The sequence below is a fragment of the Salinarimonas rosea DSM 21201 genome (assembly GCF_000429045.1).
Classification (GTDB): Bacteria; Pseudomonadota; Alphaproteobacteria; order Rhizobiales; family Beijerinckiaceae; genus Salinarimonas; species Salinarimonas rosea.
Genome location: NZ_AUBC01000006.1, coordinates 13,139 through 35,976 on the forward strand (window position 1 = coordinate 13,139; position 22,838 = coordinate 35,976).

The 22,838-nt window shown below is 73.2% G+C and carries 25 protein-coding genes; 8 read left to right on the forward strand and 17 right to left on the reverse strand.

Features of this window, described 5'->3' with window-relative positions; genetic code table 11:
• Positions 1 to 149: 149 nt before the first annotated feature.
• On the forward strand, positions 150 to 2,780 hold the full coding sequence (locus G407_RS25845; RefSeq protein ID WP_052340981.1) for a putative bifunctional diguanylate cyclase/phosphodiesterase: 2,631 nt from the start codon (positions 150 to 152) through the stop codon (positions 2,778 to 2,780).
• A gap of 11 nt (positions 2,781 to 2,791) precedes the next feature.
• Here the strand turns inward: G407_RS25845 and G407_RS25850 are convergent, their stop codons facing one another.
• The 6 genes from G407_RS25850 to rpsO all read right to left on the reverse strand — a co-directional run bounded on the left by G407_RS25850 (position 2,792) and on the right by rpsO (position 7,712).
• Entirely contained in the window at positions 2,792 to 3,067 is a 276-nt protein-coding gene (locus G407_RS25850; RefSeq protein WP_043539053.1) for a hypothetical protein, read from the reverse strand.
• A gap of 1 nt (position 3,068) precedes the next feature.
• The gene (locus tag G407_RS0105230; RefSeq protein WP_029029967.1) at positions 3,069 to 3,755 is read right to left on the reverse strand and encodes a di-trans,poly-cis-decaprenylcistransferase; all 687 of its coding nucleotides are present in this window, start codon (positions 3,753 to 3,755) and stop codon (positions 3,069 to 3,071) included.
• A 31-nt stretch (positions 3,756 to 3,786) separates the two neighbouring features.
• The gene (locus G407_RS0105235; protein ID WP_029029968.1) at positions 3,787 to 4,173 is read right to left on the reverse strand and encodes a transcriptional regulator; all 387 of its coding nucleotides are present in this window, start codon (positions 4,171 to 4,173) and stop codon (positions 3,787 to 3,789) included.
• Positions 4,163 to 4,726, reverse strand: coding sequence for a hypothetical protein (locus G407_RS0105240; protein WP_245259028.1), 564 nt, complete (start codon positions 4,724 to 4,726; stop codon positions 4,163 to 4,165). Before G407_RS0105240 ends, G407_RS0105235 begins: the two co-directional genes overlap by 11 nt.
• A 273-nt stretch (positions 4,727 to 4,999) precedes the next feature.
• On the reverse strand, positions 5,000 to 7,222 hold the full coding sequence (pnp, locus tag G407_RS0105245; protein WP_029029970.1) for a polyribonucleotide nucleotidyltransferase: 2,223 nt from the start codon (positions 7,220 to 7,222) through the stop codon (positions 5,000 to 5,002).
• 220 nt (positions 7,223 to 7,442) lie between these two features.
• The gene (rpsO, locus tag G407_RS0105250) at positions 7,443 to 7,712 is read right to left on the reverse strand and encodes a 30S ribosomal protein S15 (RefSeq protein WP_029029971.1); all 270 of its coding nucleotides are present in this window, start codon (positions 7,710 to 7,712) and stop codon (positions 7,443 to 7,445) included.
• 381 nt (positions 7,713 to 8,093) lie between these two features.
• Between rpsO and G407_RS0105255 the strand changes: the two genes are divergently transcribed.
• The 3 genes from G407_RS0105255 (at position 8,094) to G407_RS0105265 (ending at position 11,334) form a co-directional block, all read left to right on the forward strand.
• Positions 8,094 to 8,600 carry a ferritin-like domain-containing protein gene (locus G407_RS0105255; RefSeq protein ID WP_029029972.1) on the forward strand — a complete coding sequence of 169 codons (507 nt, stop codon included), beginning with the start codon at positions 8,094 to 8,096 and terminating at the stop codon, positions 8,598 to 8,600.
• A gap of 267 nt (positions 8,601 to 8,867) precedes the next feature.
• Positions 8,868 to 10,040 (forward strand): AbrB family transcriptional regulator, encoded by a 1,173-nt coding sequence (locus G407_RS25855; RefSeq protein ID WP_245259020.1) that lies wholly within the window; start codon positions 8,868 to 8,870, stop codon positions 10,038 to 10,040.
• A gap of 202 nt (positions 10,041 to 10,242) precedes the next feature.
• Positions 10,243 to 11,334, forward strand: coding sequence for a TRAP transporter substrate-binding protein (locus G407_RS0105265; protein WP_029029973.1), 1,092 nt, complete (start codon positions 10,243 to 10,245; stop codon positions 11,332 to 11,334).
• A 139-nt stretch (positions 11,335 to 11,473) separates the two neighbouring features.
• Here the strand turns inward: G407_RS0105265 and ppa are convergent, their stop codons facing one another.
• From ppa to G407_RS0105305, 8 genes are all read right to left on the reverse strand, one after another.
• The gene (ppa, locus tag G407_RS0105270) at positions 11,474 to 12,013 is read right to left on the reverse strand and encodes an inorganic diphosphatase (RefSeq protein ID WP_029029974.1); all 540 of its coding nucleotides are present in this window, start codon (positions 12,011 to 12,013) and stop codon (positions 11,474 to 11,476) included.
• Between the two features lie 132 nt (positions 12,014 to 12,145).
• A complete protein-coding gene (locus G407_RS0105275; protein ID WP_029029975.1) occupies positions 12,146 to 12,655 on the reverse strand; it encodes a GNAT family N-acetyltransferase in 510 nt (169 codons plus the stop codon).
• Positions 12,656 to 12,744: 89 nt separating this feature from the next.
• Positions 12,745 to 13,437, reverse strand: a complete 693-nt coding sequence (gene trmD, locus G407_RS0105280) for a tRNA (guanosine(37)-N1)-methyltransferase TrmD (protein WP_029029976.1) — start codon at positions 13,435 to 13,437, stop codon at positions 12,745 to 12,747.
• Positions 13,434 to 13,976, reverse strand: coding sequence for a ribosome maturation factor RimM (rimM, locus tag G407_RS0105285; RefSeq protein WP_245259021.1), 543 nt, complete (start codon positions 13,974 to 13,976; stop codon positions 13,434 to 13,436). Before rimM ends, trmD begins: the two co-directional genes overlap by 4 nt.
• A gap of 113 nt (positions 13,977 to 14,089) precedes the next feature.
• A complete protein-coding gene (rpsP, locus tag G407_RS0105290) occupies positions 14,090 to 14,461 on the reverse strand; it encodes a 30S ribosomal protein S16 (protein ID WP_029029978.1) in 372 nt (123 codons plus the stop codon).
• A gap of 53 nt (positions 14,462 to 14,514) precedes the next feature.
• Positions 14,515 to 15,072, reverse strand: a complete 558-nt coding sequence (locus tag G407_RS0105295) for a GNAT family N-acetyltransferase (protein ID WP_210163081.1) — start codon at positions 15,070 to 15,072, stop codon at positions 14,515 to 14,517.
• Positions 15,069 to 16,652 carry a signal recognition particle protein gene (gene ffh / locus G407_RS0105300; protein ID WP_029029980.1) on the reverse strand — a complete coding sequence of 528 codons (1,584 nt, stop codon included), beginning with the start codon at positions 16,650 to 16,652 and terminating at the stop codon, positions 15,069 to 15,071. Before ffh ends, G407_RS0105295 begins: the two co-directional genes overlap by 4 nt.
• A 2-nt stretch (positions 16,653 to 16,654) precedes the next feature.
• Entirely contained in the window at positions 16,655 to 16,885 is a 231-nt protein-coding gene (locus G407_RS0105305; RefSeq protein WP_029029981.1) for an eL24 family ribosomal protein, read from the reverse strand.
• Positions 16,886 to 17,390: 505 nt separating this feature from the next.
• Between G407_RS0105305 and G407_RS0105310 the strand changes: the two genes are divergently transcribed.
• From G407_RS0105310 to G407_RS0105325, 4 genes are all read left to right on the forward strand, one after another.
• Positions 17,391 to 18,449 carry an ABC transporter substrate-binding protein gene (locus tag G407_RS0105310; RefSeq protein ID WP_052340983.1) on the forward strand — a complete coding sequence of 353 codons (1,059 nt, stop codon included), beginning with the start codon at positions 17,391 to 17,393 and terminating at the stop codon, positions 18,447 to 18,449.
• A gap of 77 nt (positions 18,450 to 18,526) precedes the next feature.
• Complete coding sequence (locus G407_RS0105315) at positions 18,527 to 19,318, forward strand: ABC transporter ATP-binding protein (protein ID WP_029029983.1); 792 nt, start codon at positions 18,527 to 18,529, stop codon at positions 19,316 to 19,318.
• Between the two features lie 21 nt (positions 19,319 to 19,339).
• The gene (locus tag G407_RS25860; RefSeq protein ID WP_043539016.1) at positions 19,340 to 20,122 is read left to right on the forward strand and encodes an ABC transporter permease; all 783 of its coding nucleotides are present in this window, start codon (positions 19,340 to 19,342) and stop codon (positions 20,120 to 20,122) included.
• Between the two features lie 66 nt (positions 20,123 to 20,188).
• On the forward strand, positions 20,189 to 20,959 hold the full coding sequence (locus G407_RS0105325) for a M48 family metallopeptidase (RefSeq protein WP_029029984.1): 771 nt from the start codon (positions 20,189 to 20,191) through the stop codon (positions 20,957 to 20,959).
• Between the two features lie 30 nt (positions 20,960 to 20,989).
• Here the strand turns inward: G407_RS0105325 and G407_RS0105330 are convergent, their stop codons facing one another.
• The 3 genes from G407_RS0105330 to G407_RS25865 all read right to left on the reverse strand — a co-directional run bounded on the left by G407_RS0105330 (position 20,990) and on the right by G407_RS25865 (position 22,830).
• Entirely contained in the window at positions 20,990 to 21,748 is a 759-nt protein-coding gene (locus G407_RS0105330) for an SIMPL domain-containing protein (protein ID WP_029029985.1), read from the reverse strand.
• Positions 21,749 to 21,844: 96 nt separating this feature from the next.
• Positions 21,845 to 22,306, reverse strand: a complete 462-nt coding sequence (locus tag G407_RS0105335; RefSeq protein WP_029029986.1) for a hypothetical protein — start codon at positions 22,304 to 22,306, stop codon at positions 21,845 to 21,847.
• Positions 22,303 to 22,830 (reverse strand): hypothetical protein, encoded by a 528-nt coding sequence (locus tag G407_RS25865; protein ID WP_245259022.1) that lies wholly within the window; start codon positions 22,828 to 22,830, stop codon positions 22,303 to 22,305. Before G407_RS25865 ends, G407_RS0105335 begins: the two co-directional genes overlap by 4 nt.
• Between the last annotated feature and the right edge of the window lie 8 nt (positions 22,831 to 22,838).

Genomic DNA, 22,838 nt, shown 5'->3' on the forward strand with positions numbered 1-22,838 from the left:
AACGCGGTCGGGGAGATCCGCACGACCTCGATCCGGCGCGGTGTGCGATCGGTTTAACGCTCATTTGAGCTTTCGTCGTCAGCCTGCCCGGAGGGAACACCCGGGGTTCCCGCCAAGCCAGCGAAAGGAACGACGGCGGTGGTCATCCGATGAGCGAGACGTCGATTGCGCCGGCCGGCTCGCGACAGCCGGCGGCGCGGGCCGCGGCGATGGAAGCCGCGGAGGCGCGCCGGCTGGCGACGCTGCGGCGGCTCCGGCTCCTCGACACGCCGCCCGAGCCGGGCTTCGACCGCATCGCGGCCACGGCGCGCGACCTGTTCGGCGTGCCGGTCGCCTATGTCGGCTTCGTCGCGGACACCCGGGAATGGCGCAAGGCCGTCGCCGGCGCGGCCGCGCGGGAGGTGCCCCGCGAGGCCGGCTTCGCGCGGCTGGCGCTCGGCGCGCGGGAGGTGGTCGTCGTCGACGGCGTGGCGGGCGATCCGCGAACCCGAGCGGGAGCACCCGGCGGCGAGACGCCCGTGCGGTTCGCCGCGGCCGCCCCGCTCGTCCTGAGCTGCGGCACGTGCATCGGCGCGCTCGTCGTCCTCGACACCGTCCCGCGCCGGCTCGATCCGACCGACCGGATGCTGCTCGCCGAGCTCGCCCGCGCCGCCGTGCACGAGGTCGAGCAGAACCGCCCGGCGGGTCCCGCGCCCGCCGCCCATGCGGCCCCCTTCGTCACGGAGGAGCGCTTCCGGGCGCTCGCGGCGGCGAACGCCTGCATCGTCTGGCGCGCCTGCGGCGACGGCGCCGTGGGAGAGGTGGCTCTCTCGGGACCCTTCGCGGAGCGCACGGCGGGCGACTTCCTCGACTTCGCCTGGCTGGGGCTGATCCATCCGCAGGATCGCCCCGCGGCCCTGCGTGCGGCCGTGCGCGCGGTGCGTCGCGCGGCGCCGTTCGAAGGGACGCACCGGCTGCTCGACGCCGCCGGCCGCTGGCGCTGGACGCAGCTGCGCGCCGTGCCCCTCGTCGACGGCACGACGGGCGCCGTGCGCGAATGGATCGGCAAGGGCGCCGACGCGCACGAGCGCACGCTCGCCGACGATACCCGGCGCCGGGAGGCCGAACGGTTGCGCCTCGCGCTCCAGGCCGGACGGCTCGTCACCTGGGAGGCCGACCCGGAGGCGAGGATCATGATCCGCCGCGACGAAGGCTCGGTCCTGTTCGGCGTGCCCGACGACGACTTCGCCGCCTACCTCGCGCGCATCCATCCGGAGGACTGGCCGGCGGTCGAGGCCGCCTGGCAGCCCGGCGGGCCGATGGGCGTCGAGGCCTTCCGCTATCACCACCCGGACGGCCGCACGCTCTGGCTCTCCTCGCGCGGGGTCGAGATGCGCGACGCCGACGGGCGCCGGCGCATCGTCGGGGTGACCTTCGACATCACCGAGCGCAAGGAGGCGGAGGACCGTGCCTGGTGCGCGGCGAATCGCGACGCGCTGACCGGGCTCTCGAACCGCGCCTCCTTCCAGCGCAGCCTCGACGGCACCCTCGCCGAGGCCGCCCGCGCCGGCGGGCGCCTCGCGATCCTCCTCGTCGACCTCGACGACTTCAAGGACGTGAACGATTCCGCCGGGCACGACGCGGGCGACGCGCTGCTGCGCGAGGCGGGGCGTCGCCTCGGCGACGTGGGCGGCGCCGACGCGCTCGTGGCGCGGCTCGGCGGCGACGAGTTCGCGGTCCTCGTCCGGGGCGGCGAGGACGTCGGGCGGAGCCTCGCGCTCGCCGAGCGCATCGTCGCGCGCTTCCGGGCGCCCTTCGTCTACGGCGGCCGGACGCTGTCCTGCCGCGTCAGCGTCGGCGTCGCGGGCTTCCCCGACCACGCCGCGAGCGCGGCCGAGCTGATGAAGAGCGCCGACCTCGCCCTCTACGCCGCCAAGGCGCAGGGCCGCAACCGCGCCGACATCTACCGGCCGGCGCTGCGCGAGGCGGTGGAGGCCCGCGTGGCGCTCGCCGCCGAGATGCGCGCGGCGCTCGTTGGGGACGCGATCGTGCCCCACTACCAGCCGAAGATCGACCTCGCGACGGGCGCCGTCGTCGGCTTCGAGGCACTCGCCCGCTGGCGCCATCCGAGCCGCGGCCTGCTCGCGCCCGGCGCCTTCGCCGAGGCCTTCGAGGACGCCGAGATCGCCTGCGCCATCGGTGCGCGCATGGCGCGCACGGTGGCGGCGGACGTCGCGGCCTGGCTCGCCGAGGGGCTGGAGCCGGGCACGGTCGCCATCAACCTGTCGGCGGCCGAGTTCGGCCGCTCCGACCTGCCGCAGACGCTGTTTGCCGTCCTCGACGAGGCCCGCGTGCCGCGCTGGCGGCTCGGCATCGAGGTGACGGAGACGGTGTTCCTCGGCAAGCGGGCCGATGCGGTCGCGGAGACCCTGGCGCGCTTCGCCGAGGCCGGCCTGCGCATCGCGCTCGACGACTTCGGCACGGGCTACGCCTCGCTCACCCACCTCAAGCAGTTTCCCGTCGACGACATCAAGATCGACCGCTCCTTCGTGCGCGACCTGGAGCGGGACGCGGGCGACGCCGCGATCGTCGCCGCCGTGATCGGGCTCGGCCGTGCGCTCGGCCTGCGCGTCGTGGCCGAGGGCGTCGAGGACGCCGGCCAGGCGGCGATGCTCGCCGCCATGGGCTGCGACGAGGCGCAAGGGTATCTCTACGCGCGGCCGATGCCGGCCTCGCGGGTGCCGTGGTTCCTGCGGCAGGGGACCGCCGCGCCCGTGCCGGAGCTGCACGCGGCGCTCTGAGCCGCGCCGGCTCAGGAGCCGAGGACGCCCACGGCGAGCTGCGCCCAGACGAGGAGGACGAGAGCCGCGATCGCCAGCGCGGCAGCGCAACGGCCGGCGCGGCCCGGCAGGCGGCGGCGCGCGACCTCCCAGCCGGCGCAGGCGCCGTAGAGGAGGAGCGCGGCCGCGGCGAAATCCTCCCCGCCCCAGGCGACCGCCTCCGTGGCGACCGTGGCGATCGCCGCCGCGACGAGGAGGAGCGTCGCCGCCGCCCAGGGGGCCGCGCGCGACAGGGTCGGGCGACCCATCTCAGGCGGCCTTCAGGCCGCCGAAGCGGCGGTCGCGCCGGCGGAAGTCGTCGAGGCAGGCGGCGAGCGCGGCGCCGTCGAAATCCGGCCAGGGCGTGTCGACGAAGGCGAGTTCCGCGTACGCGCATTCCCAGAGCAGGAAGTCGGAGAGCCGTTTCTCGCCGCTGGTGCGCACGAGGAGATCGACGTCACCCGCCGCGCCCGCCAGGAGGCCGGTCATCTCCTCGCGGCTGCGTGGTGCCGACGCCGCCGCGGCGAGGATCGCGTCGCGGGCGGAATAGTCGATCGCGATCCGCAGGAGGAGGCGCGTTCCCGCCGCGGTGGCGGCCTCCGCCGCGGCGATCGCCTCCGGCAGGCCCTCGGGGAGCCGGTCGCGCCGGCCGATCACGACGAGCCGAACGCCGCTGTCGGCGAGCCGCGCCGCCTCCGCCTCCAGGTAGCGGCGCAGGAGCCGCATCAGGAACGCGACCTCCTCGGCGGGCCGGCGCCAGTTGTCGGCGGAGAAGGCGTATAGCGTGAGCGCCCGCACGCCGAGATCCGGCGCCGCCTCGCAGACGCGCCGGATGCTCTCCACACCGGCGCGGTGGCCGGCGGTTCGGGGCAGGCCGCGGCCCGTGGCCCAGCGGCCGTTGCCGTCCATGATCAGCGCGACGTGCAGGCCGTCGCTGCCGGGAAGAGTGCTTTGCATCGTAGAGTCTCCGGGCAACAAAGGGGGCCGGTCAGGCCGGTGCCGGGCGCGCGCCGGGGTGCTGCGGAGCGGCATCCTCCGTGTCGGCCGCCCGCGCCGCGGCGGCCGCGTCGCGGAGGACGCGCTCGAGCTCGCCGAGATAGGCGAGGAAGCGGCGACGGCCCGCCGGCGTCAGCCGGATCGTCGTCAGCGGGCGCTTCTTCTCGAAGCGCTTCGTCACGGCGACGAGGTCCGCCTCGTCGAGCACGGCGAGGTGGCGGCTGAGGTTGCCGTCGGTGAGGCCGCACAGGCGCTTGAGGTCGGCGAAGGCGAGCCCGTCGGGATGCGCGACGAGGGAGGTGAGGATGCCGAGCCGCGCCTTCTCGTGCAGGACGCGGTCGAGCCCCTCGTAGGCGTAGGGCGCAGGCTCAGCCGGCATCGGTCTCTCCCGGGGCGAATTGCAGGATCGCCGCGACGAGGAGCTGGCCGGCGCCGAAGGGGACGCCCATCAGCCAGGGCGAGAGCGCCTCGGTGCTCGCGCCGAGCGCCAGCGTGGCGAGGCCGGCGAGGACGTACCACGCGCCCGCGAGCGCGAGCCCCCGCGGCAGCAGCCGTGCCGCGCCGAAGACGCCGAGCCCGACGAGGACCTGCCAGAGGCCCGGCAAGAGCCACAGCGTCTCCGGGGCGACGCGCGCCAGCACGAGGCCGATCAGCGCCCCCGCCGCGGCGACGGGCAGGAACTGCTCGATCGCGGCACGGATCAGGTCGTCGGCGAGGTCGGAGTGGATGCGGCGCGAGCGCGTCACCGCCTCGGCCAGGATCAGCGCGGCGGCGATGCCGGCCGTGAGGATCCAGGGCAGGAAGTACGCGAGCGGCGCGGCGGGCGCGCCGCCGAGGACGAGTGCCTGGCCCGCCGCGACGAGGAGCGCGAGCACCCCCGTCGCCGCGAGCGTCGCGGGCCCGAGCCCGCGGAACACGACGCCCCGTGCCATCTGCGTGCGGATGGCGGCGATGTCGGCCAGGGCTCGGTCGATGTCGCGCACGGGAGGGGCTCGCAGCAGAAGTGACTTTGAGATGCAAAGTACACTGCCCGAGCGGGGTGTCAAGCGGGTACCTCGGCACCCATCGGCCCGGAGCCCCGCCTTGCGAAGCCGTCTCGTCCCGATCGAGGCCGCCGAAACGAAAGGAGCGCGGCCCCGAAGGACCGCGCTCCCGAAGTCGTCGACGGAAGGCCCGGGGCGGCCGTCGCCGCCCCGCCCCGCAGATCACTCCCCGCGGCGACCGCCGCGGCGGCGCGGGCGGCCCTCGCCGCCGCCGGAGGACGCCTCGCCGCCCTCGGCGGCCGGGGCCTCGCCCTCGGGCGCACCCTCGGCGCGCTTCTTGGACAGGTCCTCGCCGGTGGCCTGGTCGACGACCTTCATCGAGAGCTTGATCTTGCCGCGGTCGTCCATGCCGAGGAACTTCACCTTCACGGTGTCGCCCTCCTTGACCACGTCCTTCACCGTGGCGACGCGCTGGGGCGCGAGCTCGGAGATGTGGACGAGGCCGTCGCGCGAGCCGAAGAAGTTCACGAAGGCGCCGAACTCCATCACCTTGACGACCTTGCCCTCGTAGACCGCGCCGGCCTCCGGCTCCGCCACGATGGAGCGGATCCAGTTGTAGGCCGCCTTGATCGAGGCGCCGTCCGACGAGGCGATCTTCACAGTGCCGTCGTCCTCGATGTTCACCTTGGCGCCGGTCTTCTCCACGATCTCGCGGATCACCTTGCCGCCGGTGCCGATGACCTCGCGGATCTTGTCGGTGGGGATCTGCATCACCTCGATGCGCGGGGCGTACTCGCCGAGCTCGGCGCGGGGCGCGGTGAGCGCACGCGCCATCTCCACGAGGATGTGCTCGCGACCGCCCTTGGCCTGGTCGAGGGCGACCTTCATGATCTCCTCGGTGATGCCGGCGATCTTGATGTCCATCTGGAGCGAGGTGATGCCCTGGTCCGTGCCGGCCACCTTGAAGTCCATGTCGCCGAGATGGTCCTCGTCGCCGAGGATGTCGGAGAGCACCGCGAAGCGCTCGCCCTCGAGGATCAGGCCCATGGCGATGCCCGCGACCGGGCGGCGCAGCGGCACGCCGGCGTCCATCAGCGACAGCGAGGTGCCGCAGACGGTGGCCATCGAGGAGGAGCCGTTCGACTCGGTGATCTCCGAGACGACGCGCAGCGTGTAGGGGAACTCGTGCGGCGGCGGCAGCATCGGGCGCAGCGCCCGCCAGGCGAGCTTGCCGTGACCGATCTCGCGGCGGCCCGGCGAGCCGATGCGGCCGGTCTCGCCCACCGAGTAGGGCGGGAAGTTGTAGTGCAGCAGGAAGCGCTCCTTGCGCGTCCCCTCGAGGGCGTCGACGAACTGCTCGTCCTCGCCGGTGCCGAGCGTCGCGACGACGAGCGCCTGCGTCTCGCCGCGGGTGAACAGCGCCGAGCCGTGGGTGCGCGGCAGCACGCCGACCTCGGAGACGATCGGGCGGACCGTCTTCAGGTCGCGGCCGTCGATGCGCGAGCCGGTGTCGAGGATGTTCCAGCGCACGACGCGCGCCTGCGCCTCCTTGAAGGCGCCCTTGACAGCCTCGGGCTCGTAGCGCTGCTCGCCGTCGGCCGGGCAGAGCGCGGCGACGACCTTCGCCTTGGCGGCGTCGACGGCCTTGTAGCGCGCCTGCTTGTCGGTGATCTTGTAGGCGTCGCGCAGGTCGTCGCCGGCGGCGGCGAGCACCGCCTCGATGGCCTCCTCGCGCTCCGGCGGGGCGAAGTCGCGCGGCTCCTTGGCGGCCTTCTCGGCGAGGCGGATGATCGCGTCGATCACCGGCTGGAAGTGCTTGTGGCCGAACATCACGGCGCCGAGCATCACGTCCTCGGGCAGCTCGCGCGCCTCGGACTCCACCATCAGCACCGCGTCCTGCGTGCCGGCGACGACGAGGTCGAGGGTGAAGTCCTCCATCTCGGCGAGCGTCGGGTTGAGGACGTAGGAATTGTTGATCCAGCCGACGCGGGCCGCACCGACGGGGCCCGTGAAGGGCACGCCCGAGAGCGTCAGCGCCGCCGAGGCGGCGACCATGGCGACGATGTCCGGGTCGTTCTCGAGGTCGTGCGAGAGCACGGTCACGATGACCTGCGTGTCGTTGCGCCAGCCGTCGAGGAAGAGCGGGCGGATCGGGCGGTCGATCAGGCGGGAGACGAGCGTCTCCTTCTCGGTCGGACGGCCCTCGCGCTTGAAGTAGCCGCCCGGGATGCGGCCGGCGGCGTAGGTGCGCTCCTGGTAGTTCACCGTGAGCGGCATGAAGTCGATGCCGGGCTTGGGCTCCTTGGCGGCGACGACGGTGGCGAGCACGGTGGTGTCGCCGTAGGTGGCGACGACGGCGCCGTCGGCCTGGCGGGCGACCTTGCCGGTCTCGAGGACGAGCTTGCGCCCGGCCCAGATCAGCTCTTCGCGTTGAATGTCGAACATGTGACGTATCTCTCTTGCCTGCGTGCGGTCGGTCGGCCCGCGCGACGCCATGGGCAAGACGGCGGGGGGCTCGCGTCCCTGCGGGATGAGCCCCCGGCGATCCTGTCCATGGTCATCGACCGGGCGATGACGATGAGCCCTGTCGCCGATCCGGGATCGGCGGGGCGAAGGCGTCGGGCGCGGGGAAGGTCGAAACGCTCCCTCCGCGCCCGACGCGGTCTCAGCGGCGGATGCCGAGGCGCTCGATGACGGTGCGGTACCGCGCCTCGTCGCCGCGCTTGAGGTAGTCGAGGAGGGAACGGCGCTGGGAGACCATCTTCAGGAGGCCGCGGCGCGAATGGTTGTCCTTCGCGTGGCTCTTGAAGTGCTCGGTGAGGTTGGTGATGCGCTCCGTGAGGATCGCGATCTGCACCTCCGGCGACCCCGTGTCGCCGTCCTTCTGCGCGTAGTCCTTGATGAGCGCGGCCTTGCGCTCGGGCGTGATCGACATCGTCTCGTCCTTCTCGTTCGTCGGGGGTGAGCCGATCGGCACCGCGCGCGCGGGCTCGGTCGCCATCCCGCGCGGGACACGGATCTCGCGGAGGGGAGCGCGTCCTGCGGAGCGGGTGAGCGCGGCGCGTGCGCCGCCCGGCTCGTCTCGCACGCGCCTCGGCCCGGCCGGGATGTCGTCCAGCGGGGTCGTGCACGAGCGGTCGGCCCCGTCATCGGAGCCGACGGCGCGGACCATAGACGATTTTTCGCGCGACGCCAGCCCATTCGCGCCGGCGCGCCCGCCGCCGCGCGCGGCGGCGGGCGGGCGCGCTCCGGAACCCTGCACCCGCCGCGCCGTTCGCACGGCGAAACGACCGCCCATCACGAAAGGGACAAGGCCATGACAGATCTCCAGTCGACCTACGTCACCGCGCTCAAGAACACCCACGCCCTCGAGCTCCAGGCCCTGCAGGCCATGGAGCGCCAGGTCGAGCGGCTCGAGCGCTACCCGCAGATGAAGGCCATCCTCGAGGCGCACATCGAGGAAACGAAGCACCAGCGCGACCGCCTCGCCACCGCGCTCGACGGGCAGGGCGCCTCGCCCTCGAGCGTCAAGGAAGGCGCGCTCGGCCTCGCCGGCAATCTCGCCGCGATCTTCCACTCGCCGGCGCAGGACGAAATTCTCAAGAACCTCTACGCCGACCACGCGCTGGAGAACTACGAGATCGCCGCCTACCGCTCGCTCATCGCCATCGCCGAGCGCGCGGGCGACGCGGCCTCGGTCACGGCCTTCCGGCAGTCCCTCGCCGAGGAGGAGGCGATGGCGGCACGCGTCGCCGCCCAGATCGAGCCGGTGACGGCGACCTATCTCGAGCTGACGTTGTCGGGCGAGCAGGCCAGCCGCTGACGCGCGGCGGAGGTCGGGCGTCGCGGCGCGAGCGCGCGTGCCGCACAGCCCGGGTGTGCGTCGCGGGGGCTTTCCCCCGCGGGCGGATGCTGTAGAGAGAGAATCCGAAGAGAGAACAAGACGCCCGGCGCAACTCCCCCGAGATTACGCCGGGCGTCCGCGACGGCAACCGCCAGGAACAGCGCCCCGTCGCGAGGGACAATGGCAGGGTCGCGCGCCCCGAACATTGATCGATCGCAAGGCGCGCGAGAAAGTGGCACCGCCGCCGTGACACCGCGCCAGCGCCTCGAGGCCTACCGCAGCTCGCCCGTCGCGCAGGTGGTGCAGGTTGCCGTCGCCTGGGGTGGCGGCTGGCTGTTCACGGTGCTCGGCGTGCCCGCCTCCTGGCTCTCGGGCGCCGTCGTCGCCGTGATCCTGCTGGGACGCTTCGGGCTCGCGGTGATCATGCCCCGTGCGCTCGCGGAGACCGCGATGGTGGTTTCCGGCGCGGTGATCGGCGCGGGCATGACGCCCGACACGCTGGCCGCGGTCGGCCGCTATCCGCTGAGCCTCCTCTTCCTCACCGCAGCCGTCGTGGCGACGACGTTCGCCTCCTCGCTCGTGCTGATGCGCGGCTTCGGCTGGCAGCGCGACGACGCGGTGCTCGCGACCGTCCCCGGTGCGCTCACCGCCGTGATGGCGATCGCCGCCGAGCGCCGGGCGGACGTCGCGGGGATCGGCATCGTCCAGTCGACGCGCCTCCTCTTCCTGATCATCGTGCTGCCCTTCCTCGTCGCCGCCGGGGGCGGGGGAGGCGACGCGGCGGCGGTCGTCGGTGCCGCGCCCGCGCCCGCGCCGGAGACCGCGGGGGCGGGCACGCTCGCGGTGGTGCTGCTCGGGGGCGTCGTCGTCGGCGTCGGCTTCGAGCGGATCGGGCTCGCCGCGCCGCTGCTGCTGGGCGCCACCCTGTTCAGCGGGGTGGCCTACGTCAGCGGCACCGTGGCGGGACCGATCCCAGAGGCTATCGCCACGCTCGGCTTCGTGCTCATCGGCGTCTACATCGCCCAGCGCTTCAACACGCTCGACCTGGCCGCGATCCGCCGCCTCGTGCCCGCCGCGCTGACCGCCTTCGTCGTCGGGATGACGGTGGCGGGCGCCTTCGCCGGCCTCGCGGTCGCGTTCGCCGGCGCTCCGCTCGCGGAGGCGCTCGTCGCCTTCGCGCCGGGCGGGCTCGAGGCGATGGTGGTGCTCGCGCTCGTGATGGGGCTCGATCCGCTCTACGTCGGCGTGCACCACTTCGTGCGCTTCCTCGGCATCGGGTTCGTCCTGCCGGTCGTGTTCCGCAGCCGCGGCTCGGCCGGGTCCGCGCGCGCGGCGCCGCCGGGACCCGCCGCGCCCGTGCGCGACCGTGCGGACGGTGGCGCCGCACCGCGCGAACCCGGGGACGGCCCCGCCGCCTGACGACGGCTCGCACGGGCGCGCGGACGTGGTTCGGCTGGGTTGCGCTCTGTTGTCTTTCGTTACGGTGTTGCTAAGGTGCGCCCGCGCCGGATCCGGCGGTGCGCGACACGCCAGTCTGCGCCCGCGAGCCGCGCACGCCTCCCGCGGATTCATGCGCGGAGGGAACGGGTCCGGTACGCCCATAACGATGGAGGGTTCACGTATGGAACGTCGTCAATTCCTGAAGGGCGCCGCGGTCGGCGGCGTCGCCGCCGCCTCCGCTTTCGCGGCCCCGGCTGTCGCCCAGGGCAACATCACCTGGCGCATGGTCACGACCTGGCCGCGCAACTTTCCGGGCCTGGGCGTCGGCGCGCAGCGCCTGGCCGACCGCATCACCGCCGCCTCCGGCGGCCGGCTGACGGTCCAGGTGTTCTCCGCCGGCGAGCTCGTTCCGCCGCTGCAGTCGCTCGACGCGGTCATCGACGGCACCGCCGAGATGAGCCACGGCGCGGCCTATTATTGGCAGAACAAGAGCCAGGGCCTGTCCTTCTTCACCGGCGTTCCGTACGGCATGACGTCCCGCGAGCTCGCGGCCTGGGTGCGCTACATGGGCGGCCAGGAGCTGTGGGACGAGATCTACGACCAGTTCGGCGTCCAGGGCTTCCTCTCCGGCGACACCGGCACCCAGGCGGGCGGCTGGTTCCGCAACGAGCTGACCGGCCTCGCCGACCTCCAGGGCCTGCGCTTCCGCACGCCGGGTCTCGGCGGGCGCGTGTGGGAGCAGCTCGGCGCGACCGTGACCAACATGGCCGGCGGCGAGATCTTCCCCGCCCTCCAGGCCGGCACGCTCGACGCGGCCGAGTTCGTCGGCCCCTACAACGACCTGGCGCTGGGCTTCTACCAGATCGCCAAGAACTACTACTTCCCCTCCTTCAACGAGCCGGGCCTCGCCACCGAGCTGGTCGTCGACAAGGCCAAGTTCCAGGCCCTGCCGGACGACCTGCAGGCGATCGTGCGCGACTGCAGCCAGGCCGAGTACGACCAGGTCGCCTCGGACTTCTACGCCAACAACCCGCGCGCTCTCGCCACGCTCGTCAACGATCACGGCGTCCAGGTGCGCTACTTCCCGGAGGAGATCCTCGAGGCCGGCGCCGTCGCCGCCAAGGAGATCATCCAGGGCCTGCTCGAGTCGGGCGACGACCTGACGAAGCGCGTCACCCAGTCCTACGTCGACGCCCTGCGCCTCGTGCGCACCTCGACGGAGCAGAACGACGCCCGCTTCATCGCGGCGCGCGAGAAGTACTTCCAGCTCTGATCTCCCGCCTTCGGGCGACCGGAACGCGAGAAGCCCGGGCCGCGAGGCCCGGGCTTCTTCGTTTCCCGAAGGGGTCGGCTTCCCGGAAGGGGAGGTGAGGCGCGCCGCGTGCGGCCCTGCTCCTCGGCCCTGCTCCTCCTCAGCCCTGATTCTTGGCCCGCGCCTTCTCGATCGCGGCGGAGACCATGGCGAGCGCCTCCTCGGCGTCGCCCCAGCGCACGATCTTCACCCACTTGCCGGGCTCGAGATCCTTGTAGTGCGCGAAGAAATGCTCGATCTGCTCGAGGGTGATCTTCGGCATGTCGGCGACCGTCTTGACGCTCTCGTAGCGGCGCGTGAGCTTCGTCGTCGGCACGGCGATGATCTTCTCGTCCTGCCCCGCCTCGTCCTCCATGATCAGCACGCCGACCGGGCGTACGGCGATGATGGCGCCGGGCACGATGGCGCGGGTGTTGGCGACGAGCACGTCCATCGGGTCGCCGTCGTCGGAGAGCGTGTGGGGGATGAAGCCGTAGTTCCCCGGGTAGCGCATCGAGGTGTAGAGGAAGCGGTCCACCACGAGCGTGCCCGCCTCCTTGTCGAGCTCGTACTTGATCGGCTCGCCGCCGATCGGCACCTCCACGATGACGTTCACCTCGTGGGGCGGGTTCTTGCCGATGGACACGGCGTCGATGCGCATGGCGATCCTCCTCGTCGCGGACGCGGCAGGCGCGTCGCGGGGGCTTTCGGTGGCGAGCTAGGTAGCTCCCCGCGTGGCGGCGCACAAGGACGACTTTCGCCGTCCGGTCACCCCCAGGGCGCTCGGGGGCGCTCACCGCTCGAACAGGTAGGCCTTCTTGGGCAGCTGGTCGGAGCCGATCCGCTCGCGCCCCTCGGCCACGAGCCGCCCGCCCAGACGCTCGTAGAAGCGGCAGGCGCGCTCGTTGTCGGACAGGCACCAGACCGCGACCGCGCGCGCCCCGCGATCGCCGAGGTCGTTGACGACGGCGCGGAACAGCCGCCGGCCGAGCCCCACGCCCTGGTACTCCGGCGCGAGGTAGAGCTCGTCGATCTCGCCCTCGGCGGGCAGGGACCGATCGCGGCAGCGGCCGTAGGAGGCGTAGCCCGCGATGGTCTTGCCGACGTCGAGCACGGCGAGCGGCCGCCCGCGGCGCAGCGAGAACGCCCACCAGCGCGGGCCGCGCCGCTGGATCATCCGCTCGAGCGCCACGCCCGGGATGATGCCGCCGTACGCCTCCCGCCAGGCCGCGTCGAAGACCTTCGAGATCGCGGCCGAATCGGCCGGCTTCGCGTGTCTGATGCCTGTGACGAGCTCGCTCATGCACGAAGCTTATGCCGGCCCGTGCGCCGTGGGAAGAGGCGCGTTCGCCGTGGGCCGCGACGCCGCGGCGCAGCGCGGGGATGCGGAAATCAGTCCCCCAGCAGGTCGGGCCGCCGCGCGCGGGTGAGGGCGCGTGCCGCGTCGCGGCGAAAGCGGGCGATGCGCCCGTGGTCGCCCGAGAGGAGGACGTCGGGGATGGCGCGTCCCTCCCACTCCCGGGGGCGGGTGTAGTGCGGGTACTCGAGCAGCCCGCCCTCGAAGCTCTCCTCCTCGCCCGACGCGGCGGCGCCCATGACGCCGGGCAGGAGCCGCACCACCGCGTCGAGGAGCACCATCGCGGCGATCTCGCCGCCGGAGAGCACGTAGTCGCCGATCGAGACCTCGACGAGATCGCGCCCTTCGATCACCCGTTCGTCGACGCCCTCGAAGCGCCCGCAGACGATCAGCGCGCCCGGGCCGGCGGCGAGCTCGCGGACGAAGTCCTGCCGCAGCGGGCGCCCGCGCGGGCTCATCAGGAGGCGCGGACGCGGGTCGTCGCCGGGGGCGGCGGCGTCGATCGCCTCGGCGAGCACGTCGGCACGGATCACCATGCCGGGCCCGCCGCCGGCGGGCGTGTCGTCCACCGCCCGATGCCGGCCGCGCCCGAAGGCGCGGATGTCGCGCGGCTCGAGCGACCAGGTCCCCCGCGCCAGCGCCTCGCCGCAGAGCGAGACCCCGAGCGGGCCGGGGAACATCTCGGGGTAGAGCGTGAGGACGCTCGCGTGGAAGCCGGGACCCGTCACGGCGCGTCGTCCTCCGGCGGCGGCTCGGCCCGGGCGGGCGCGAACAGGTCGGCCGGCGGGCGGGCGACGACGCGGCCGGCGGGGACGTCGACGTCGGGCACGAAGGCGCGGGTGAAGGGGAGGAAGGCGGTCGCGCCGCCGCGCGCAGGCGCGATCTCGAGCAGGTCGCCCGCCCCGAAATCGGGCACGGCGACGATCCGGCCGATGGTCTCGCCCGCCTCGTCGAGGACCGGAAGGCCGATCAGGTCGGCGGCGAGCCAGGCGTCCTCGTCCGGATCGGGAGGCGCGAGCGCCGCGCGCGGCGCGTGGAGCGGCGTGCGCGTCAGCGCCTCGGCCGCCGTGCGGTCGCCGATGCCGGACAGGCGCACGACGAGCAGGTCGGGCGCCCCTCCCGGGGCACGCCGCGCGCTCTCGATGGTGAAGCGCCGTCCGTCGGGGGCCGCGAGCGGGCCGAGCCGGGCGACGCCCGAGGGGTCCTCGGTGAAGGACTTGAGCCGGATCTCGCCGCGCACCCCGTGGGCGCGGCCGAGCTCGGCCACGCGGACGAGGTCCGCGGCGGGAGCCGCGGAAACGGGTGCCGGGGGAGCGGGCTGCGCCGGGCCGGGCGCCCGCGCGCCGCGGCGCGAAGGCGGCTTTCGGCCCGGCATCGGCCTCACGCCTCGGCGCCGGAGGCGGCCTCGGCCGCGTCGGCCTCGCGCTTGGCACGCTCGGCGGCACGCTCCTGCGCCTTCTTGCCGGGCTTGCCCTTCTCGGGGTTCGCACGCTCCGGGCGCTTGGCGAGCCCCGCCTGGTCGAGGAAGCGCAGCACGCGGTCGGTGGGCTGGGCGCCCTTCTCGAGCCACGCCTTGGCCTTCTCGACGTCGAGCACGATGCGGTCGGCGGCGTCCTTGGGCTTCATCGGGTCGTAGGAGCCGATCCGGTCGATGAAGCGGCCGTCGCGCGGGGAGCGCGAGTCGGCGACGACGATGCGGTAGTAGGGGCGCTTCTTGGCGCCGCCGCGGGTGAGGCGGATCTTGAGGGGCATGCCTGTCTTCTCCGGTTGCTGGTGTCTCGTGTCGTCACAGGTGAGGGCCGCGCTCAGCGGCCCGCGAGCTCCGCGGGGCCCGGGTGGCGCCAGACGTCCACCGGCGAGCCTCGAAGATCGATCGACCCCTCCTCGCGCACGGCGCCGAGACGCTCGGCGACGCGCCGGGAGGGGTGGTTGTCCGCGTCGACGTAGCTGACGAGGGTGGTCAGCCCGATCACGCGGTAGGCGTAGTCCCGGGCCGCGCGGGCGGCCTCGGTGGCGAGGCCGCGACCCTGCGCGGAGGCGACCAGGGCCCAGCCGAGCTCCGGCTCCGGCCAGCCTTCCGGGTGCCAGACGCCGCACCAGCCGAGATAGGTGTCGCTCGTGCGGTCGGCGACGCAGAACTGGCCGAAGCCGCGCAGGTGCCAATGGCCGAGATGCATCGCGATCAGGCGCCAGGCGTCCTCGCGCTCGAGGCGGCCGCCGACGAAGCGGGCGGCGTCGGCCTCGGCGTAGAAGGCGGCGAGCGCGTCGAGATCGTCCTCGCGCAAGCCGCGCAGCACGAGCCGCTCGGTCTCGATCACGGGGATCGCCATGCCCGGCACCCGGCGCACTGCGTCTCGGCTCATTTCTTCTTGCCTCCGAACGGGAAGCCGCCGCCGAGGCCCGGCAGGCCGCCGCCCTTCGGGCCGCCGAGCCCGGGCAGGCCGGGCTTTCCGGGTCCGCCGAGGCCCGGCGGCATCGGCGGCAGGCCGCCGCCGCCACCCATCTTCTTCTGCATCTCGGCGATCATCTCCGGCGTCGGCTCGGGCATGCCGCCCATTCCGCCCATGCCGCCCATGCCGCCGCCCATGCCCCCGCCACCGAGCCCGAACATGCCGCCGAGGGCGCCGGCGATGCCGCCCTTCTTGTTCTTGCCCATCATCTTCATGACGTCCGCCATCTGGCGGTGCATCTTGAGGAGCTTGTTGACGTCCTCGACCTTCATGCCGGCGCCCGCCGCGATGCGCTTCTTGCGCGAGGCCTTCAGGATGTCCGGATTCTTGCGCTCGGCCGGGGTCATCGAGGAGATGATGGCGCGCTGGCGCTTGATCATCTTGTCGTCGACCTTGGCGCCCTCGAGCTGCTTCTTCATGGCGCCCATGCCGGGCATCATGCCCATCAGACCGCCGACGCCGCCGATCTTCTCCATCTGGCCGAGCTGCTCGGAGAGATCCTCGAGGTCGAACTTGCCCTTGCGCATGCGCTCGGCCATGCGCACGGCCTTCTCCTGGTCGATCGTCTGCGCGGCCTTCTCGACCAGCGAGACGATGTCGCCCATGCCCAGGATGCGGTTGGCGACGCGGCTCGGGTGGAACTCCTCGAGCGCGTCGACCTTCTCGCCGGTGCCGATCAGCTTGATCGGCTTGCCGGTCACCGCGCGCATGGAGAGCGCCGCGCCGCCGCGGCTGTCACCGTCCATGCGGGTCAGCACGATGCCGGTGAGGCCCATGCGCCCGTCGAAGGCGCGGGCGGTGTTCACCGCGTCCTGGCCGGTCAGCGCGTCGGCGACGAGGAGCACCTCGTGCGCCTCGACCGCGCGGCCGACGTCTGCGGCCTCCGCCATCAGCTGCTCGTCGACGGTGACGCGGCCCGCCGTGTCGAGCATCACCACGTCGTAGCCGCCGAGCCGCGCCGCCTGCATGGCGCGCTTGGCGATCTGCACGGCCGACTGGCCGGCGACGATGGGCAGCGTGTCGACGCCCACCTGCTTGCCGAGGATGGCGAGCTGCTCCATCGCGGCCGGGCGGCGCGTGTCGAGCGAGGCCATCAGGACCCGCTTCTTCTCGCGCTCGGAGAGCCGCTTGGCGATCTTGGCGGTGGTGGTGGTCTTGCCCGAGCCCTGGAGGCCGACCATCAGGATCGGCACCGGCGGCTCGGCCCGCAGGTCGATCGTCTCGGCGTCGGCGCCGAGCATCTCGACGAGGGCGTCGTTGACGATCTTGACGACCATCTGCCCGGGGGTGACGGACTTCACCACCTCGGCGCCCACCGCCCGCTCGCGTACGCGGTCGGTGAAGGAGCGCACCACCTCGAGCGCCACGTCGGCCTCGAGCAGCGCGCGGCGCACCTCGCGCAGGGCCTCGGCGACGTCGTTGTCGGAGAGCGAGCCGCGGCGCGTGAGGCCGTCGAGGATGCCGGAGAGGCGTTCGGAGAGGCCTTCGAACATGATCAGTCGAGCCCTTTGGCGAGGAGCGGGGTGTCGTCGGCATCGATGGCGGCGTCGAAATGCGCCGTCGCCGCCACGAACTTGTCGCGGCAGCCGGGATTGCAGAAGCCGACGACGCGGCCGCGATAGCGCGCGAGCGAATCCGCCGCGATCGGCTTTCCCGACCACGGGCAGGTCTCGTTCACCGCCTCCGCGATGTCGAGGGTCTCGCCCTCGCGCGTCGTCTCGCTCATGCTCACCCGGCTCGATATGGGGGCCTCGGCCCCGCCTCGCCACCGCTCTCGGCCGCCGACGCAACGCGGATCGCGCCCGAGGGCGCGACGCGCTGTCGGGCGTTGACCTCCGGCCTCGCGGGGCCGGTCGGCGGATCGAGCGTTCGTCTGCGACGAAGAGCCAGGGGAGGGGAGGTACAGGGGGGCGGGCGACGAGTCAAGGATTTGCGGGTGATCGACCGGGCGGACCCGCGGGACGTGCGTGGCGCGGGCTGGACCGCACCGGGTCTTCGTGGGATCACGAGCCCGGCGTGCTTCGCGAGCGGGGAAGCGCGCGGCGGACGCCTGCCTGCCCCGTGTGCGTCCTGCGACGCCGATCGTGCCCAACGAAGAGGCATTTCGCTTGACGCTGCGGAGCCATGTGCTTGCATGGCCGAGCCTGGTTCCGCCCGCCCGGTCCGGCACGGCCCTTGCCAGGGTCGCCGCACGAGAGATCATCCGTACCCGTACGCAGGAGCGCCGCCGCATGACTTCCCGCCTCCCCCGTCTCACCCGCCGCAGCCTGATCGCCGCCTTCGCCGGAGGCGTCGCGCTCTGCGGCCTCGCCGCGGCCCCGGCCGTGGCGCAGGAGCCGACGCCGCTGCGCTTCTCGCTCGACTGGCGCTTCGAGGGGCCGTCGGCGCCGTTCCTCGCGGCCTTGGAGAAGGGCTACTTCGAGGAGGAGGGGCTCGACGTCACCATCGACGCCGGTGGCGGCTCGGTCGAGTCGATCAACCGCGTCGCGTCCGGCCCCTACGACATGGCCTTCGGCGACTTCAACTCGCTGATCCGCTACCGCTCGGACCCCGCCTCGGTCCCCGTCAAGGCGGTCGCCATGGTCTACAACAAGCCCGCCTTCGCCATCGTGGGGCGCGCCTCGCGCGGCATCACCGAGGACCTGGAGAGCCTGCGCGGCAAGACCTTCGGCGCCCCGGCGGCCGACGCGGCCTACGCGCAGTGGCCGATCTTCAAGGACGTCAACGAGATCGACGAGGCCGAGTGGGAGATGAGGTTCGAGAACGTCGGCTTCCCCGTGCGCGAGCCGATGCTGGCCCAGGGCGAGGTCGACGCGGTGTTCGGATTCGCCATGTCGTCCGCCATCAACCTCGCCGCCCGCGGCGTGCCGAAGGACGACATCGTGGTGCTCAACATGGGCGATTACGGCGTCGAGCTCTACGGGAACGTGATCATGGCCAAGCCCGCCTTCATGGAGGAGAACCCCGAGGCGGTGGCGGGCTTCCTGCGCGCCTTCATCCGCGGGCTCGAGGACACGATCGCCAACCCGACCGAGGGCGCCGGCTATGTCGTCAAGTACAACGACGTCGCCCGCCAGGAGGTGGAGGCCGATCGCTGGCGCATGACGATCGAGAACAACATCCTCACCGACGAGGTCGCGCAGAACGGCTTCGGCGACGTCGACCCCGCGCGCTACGAGCGGGCGCTCGAGCAGATCGACCTCACCTTCGACTTCCAGGACCGCCCGGCGCTGGAGGACGTGTTCACGTCCGAGTTCCTGCCGCCGAAGGAGGAGCGCATGCTCCCGTGAGGAGCGCGCGACGCCGACCGCATCCGAACGAGGACGGCCCCGGCCATGCGCCGGGGCCGACGCATCCGGAGACATTCGTGCAGGCCTTCGTCGACATCCACGACGTCACCCACATCTACTCCGGCGCCGAGGACGGGGCGCCGGCGGTCGAGCACATGACGCTCGCGGTGCGCGAGGGCGAGTTCGCCGCCATCGTCGGCCCCTCCGGCTGCGGCAAGTCGACGGTGATGAAGCTCGCCACCGGCCTCCAGTTTCCCGCGAAGGGAACCGTCGTCGTCGGGGGCGAGGAGGTGACGAAGCCGGTGAAGCTCGCGGGCATGGCCTTCCAGAACCCGGTGATGCTGCCCTGGCGCACGACCCTCGACAACCTGCTCCTCCCGCTCGAGATCGTGCAGCCGCACCGCTCGCGCCTGCGCCGCCACAAGGCGGAATACGTCGCGCGCGCCGAGCACCTGCTGGCCGAGGTCGGGCTCGCCGGGCAGGGCGCGAAGTTCCCCTGGCAGCTCTCGGGCGGCATGCAGCAGCGCGCCTCGCTGTGCCGTGCGCTGATCCACGAGCCCAAGCTCCTAATGCTCGACGAGCCCTTCGGCGCGCTCGACGCCTTCACCCGCGAGGAGCTGTGGTGCATCATCCGCGACCTCCACGCGGAGCAGGGCTTCACCGTGATCCTCGTGACGCACGACCTGCGCGAGGCGGTGTTCCTCGCCGACCGCGTGTTCTGCATGTCGGCGCGGCCGGGGCGGATCATCGCCGAGCGGCACGTCGACCTGCCGCGGCCGCGGGACCTCGAGATCATGTACACCGCCGCCTTCACCGACATCGTCCACGAGCTGCGCGGGCACATCGCCGACGCGCGGCAAGCGGCCTGAGCGCGGAAGGAAGCGCCCGTGATGCACGCCAAACGCCGCCGCCGCGCGCTCCTCGCCGCCGCACCGTGGATGTTCACGATCGGCTTCTTCGTGCTGTGGGAGATCCTGGTGCGCGTCACCGGGATGTCGACCTTCGTGCTGCCGGCGCCCAGCGTCATCGCGGAGGCGCTCTGGCAGTTCCGCGGCCCGCTCTCGCTGCATTCCTTCCACACGGCCTGGATGACGCTGGCCGGTTTCGTCATCGCCGTCGTGTTCGGTCTCCTGCTCGGCATGGCGCTGGGCGCCTCGCGCCTGGTGCACGCGGGCTCCTACCCGCTGCTGGTGGGCTTCAACGCCATCCCGAAGGTCGCCGTGGTGCCGATCCTGGTGATCTGGTTCGGCGTCGGCTGGCTGCCGCCGGTGCTCACCGCGTTCCTGATCTCGTTCTTCCCGATCGTGGTGAACGTGGCGACGGGCCTCGCCACGATCGAGCCCGAGACCGAGGACGTGCTGCGTGCGCTCGGCGCCTCGAAGCGCGACATCATCGTCAAGGTCGGCATCCCGCGCGCGATGCCGTACTTCTTCGGCTCGCTGAAGGTCGCGATCACGCTGGCCTTCGTCGGCTCGGTCATCGCCGAGTACAACGCCTCGAACTTCGGGGTGGGCAACCTGATGGCCCGCGCCTCGGCGGACTTCAACGTGCCGCTCCTGTTCGCGGCGCTGATCGCGCTCGCCGTGCTCGGCGTGATCATGTACGCGGCGACCGCCATCGTCGAGAAGCGCATGACCGGCTGGGCGCAACGCTCGCAGATGGCGAGCGCGTGAGCCGATCCGCGACGACGGCTGTCTGCGGCGCTTGCCCCGAATCGCTCCCCCGGCGATGATGCCGCCATGGTCCTCTCGCTCCTGCGCCGCAGCCTCGTCGCGCCGCCGACCCGGCCGCAGCCCGAGCCGGCGGCGCTGCGCGTCGCGCACGGGACGGCGTCCTACGACGTCGTGCTCAAGCGCTCGGCGCGGGCGCGGCGGCTGACGCTGCGCGTGTCGAGCGCCACGGGGGAGGTCGTGCTCACGATCCCGTCGCGCACGGCGCTCGCGACCGCCGAGCGGTTCGCCCGCGACCACGCCGGCTGGATCGCCACGCGTGTCGCCAAGCTCCCCGGGCGGATCGCGTTCGCGGACGGCGTCGAGGTGCCCCTGCGCGGCGATCCGCACCGGATCGTCGCGACCGGCGGGCGGCGTGCGCCCGCCCGCGTCGGCCGCGACGCCGCGGGCGGGCCCGCGATCCTCGTCCCGGGCGACGCCGATCTCGTCGGCAAGCGCGTGTCGGAGCTCCTGATGCGGGAGGCGCGGGCGGACCTCGCGGCGGCGGTCGCACGCCACACGGCGGCGGTCGGCATCCCGGCCCGGCGCATCACGTTGCGCGACACGCGCAGCCGCTGGGGCTCCTGCTCGGCGCGCGGGCACCTCTCCTTCTCCTGGCGCCTGATCCTCGCCCCGCCCTTCGTGCTCGACTACCTCGCCGCGCACGAAGTGGCACACCTGAAGGAGATGAACCATTCCGCCCGCTTCTGGCGCGTCACCGAGCGGCTGTGCCCCCGCACCGACGAGGCGGAGGCCTGGCTCCGGCGCCACGGTGCCGGGCTGCATCGATGGGGCGCGTGAGCCGGGCCTCGGCCGCCGCGGCGCGCGATCTCACTCGCCGATCGCCCACTCCATGCCGATCTGCGCCGTGAAGGTGATCCGCGCCGGCGGCACGATCGGCACCGCCGGGGCGGAGGCCGCGCGCATCATCGCCCGGTCCATCTCCGGCTGCGGCCCACCGCCGACATGCCCGTCGCCGATGCGGCGGATCGCGCCGAGCGTGATCCCGGCCGCGTCGGCCAGCACCTGCGCCTGACGGCGCGCGTCGGCGACGGCGCGGCGCATCGCCTCGTCCTGCGCCTCCTCGCTGCGCTCGAGCCCCCAGGCGATCGACTGGAAGGTGATCGCGTCGAGCGCCAGGATCTCGCCGGCGAAGGCGCCGACGGCGTCGGTGTCCCGCAGCACGACCATGAGCTGATGCGTCGCCGTGAAGGGCTCGACCGGGCGCGGCTCGCCGTTGCGGTCGTATTCCTCCGGCGTCTCGAAGACCTGGAAGTTGACCGTCTGGACGTCCTCGCGGGCGACGCCGCGCGCCTCGATGGCGGCGAGCGCCTCGTCCGAGGCGGTCCGGTTCGCCTCGAGCACCACGGCGACGCTGTCGCCGCGGTTGGTGACGGACACGAAGACGCGCGCGAAGTCCGGCGCCCGCTCCACCTCGCCCGTGCCGGTGACGGCGATCCGCCCGGCGGACGCGGGCGCCTCCTGCGCCATCGCGGGCGTGGGGCCGTAGGCGACGGGGCTCGCGAGGGCGAGCGCCACGGCGAGGGCGGCGAGCGGCGCGGCGAGACGGCGGGGCGGGCGAATCGGCATGGGCGCGGTCCTTCGTGCGATGAACGGGTGCGACACTCTGCCCGTCATTGCGGCCGTGTCGAGGCGCCCGGCGGCGCGACCCGCCTTCTCGCGCCGTCAGCCGGCGCGGATCTGCGCCGGGTCGACGAAGTTGAACTCCTCCACCATGAGCTCGCGCACCACCTCCTCGCCGAGCCGGGCGTTGACCGACTGGGTGAGCCCCGCGAGGAAGCCGCGCATGTCGAAGGCGCGCAGGTCGGCGAAGTCGATCGTCTCGTCGGCGAACAGGCGCTGGAACGTCTCGTCGAGGATGAAGCTCTCGGGCGGCACGCGCAGCCGGCGCAGGTCCTCGGTGTCCACCGTGTAGACGAACTGCGCCACCACGTAGCCGGCTATGCGCCCCTCGCGCAGGATCGGCACGGAGAGCGCGCGGGTCTTCTCGTAGGAGACGCCGCGGAAATAGCTCGGCTCGCCGGCGGCCTCGGCGGCGCGCTTGGCGCGCCAGTCGGCGACGAGGTGGGAGGACACGAAGACCGTGGCGCACAGCCACAGGCCCGCTGCGACGAGGCGCGCCGTCATCGCCGCCCGCCCTCGGCGCGCGCCGGCACCGGCCGCTCGGCATAGGTGCCGTCGGAGTCGCGGGCTTCCAGCGCGCCAGCGATGGTGCCGGCGATCTCGCGCACCGCGTCGAGATGGGTCGCCAGCACTGCCTGGTTGCGGGCGATCGCGTCGCGCAGGCGCGCGAGGCGCTCGCGCAGGAGGGGCGAGACCATCTGCTCGGCGAGCGGGCGCGCGGCGCGGGTGAACTCGAGCAGGCACAGGCTCTTGCGCCGGTTGAGCTCCTTGAGCTGCGCGGTGGAGAGCCGGCCGATCTCGGCGGTCTCGTGCTCGAGCACCGCCTCGAGCCGGCCGATCGCGGCGATCATGCCGGTGGCGTCGCCGAAGTCCGGGTTGAGCGCGGGCGGGAGCGGCTCGGGGACGACGGCGGGGAGCGCGACCGGCGGCGATGCGGCGCTCGTCGACGTCGCATCGGCCGGGGGCGGAGCGTCGGCATCGGTGAGCGGGGCGGCGGGCGCGGGGCGGGAGGCGGCGGCGGCGGTCATGATCGATC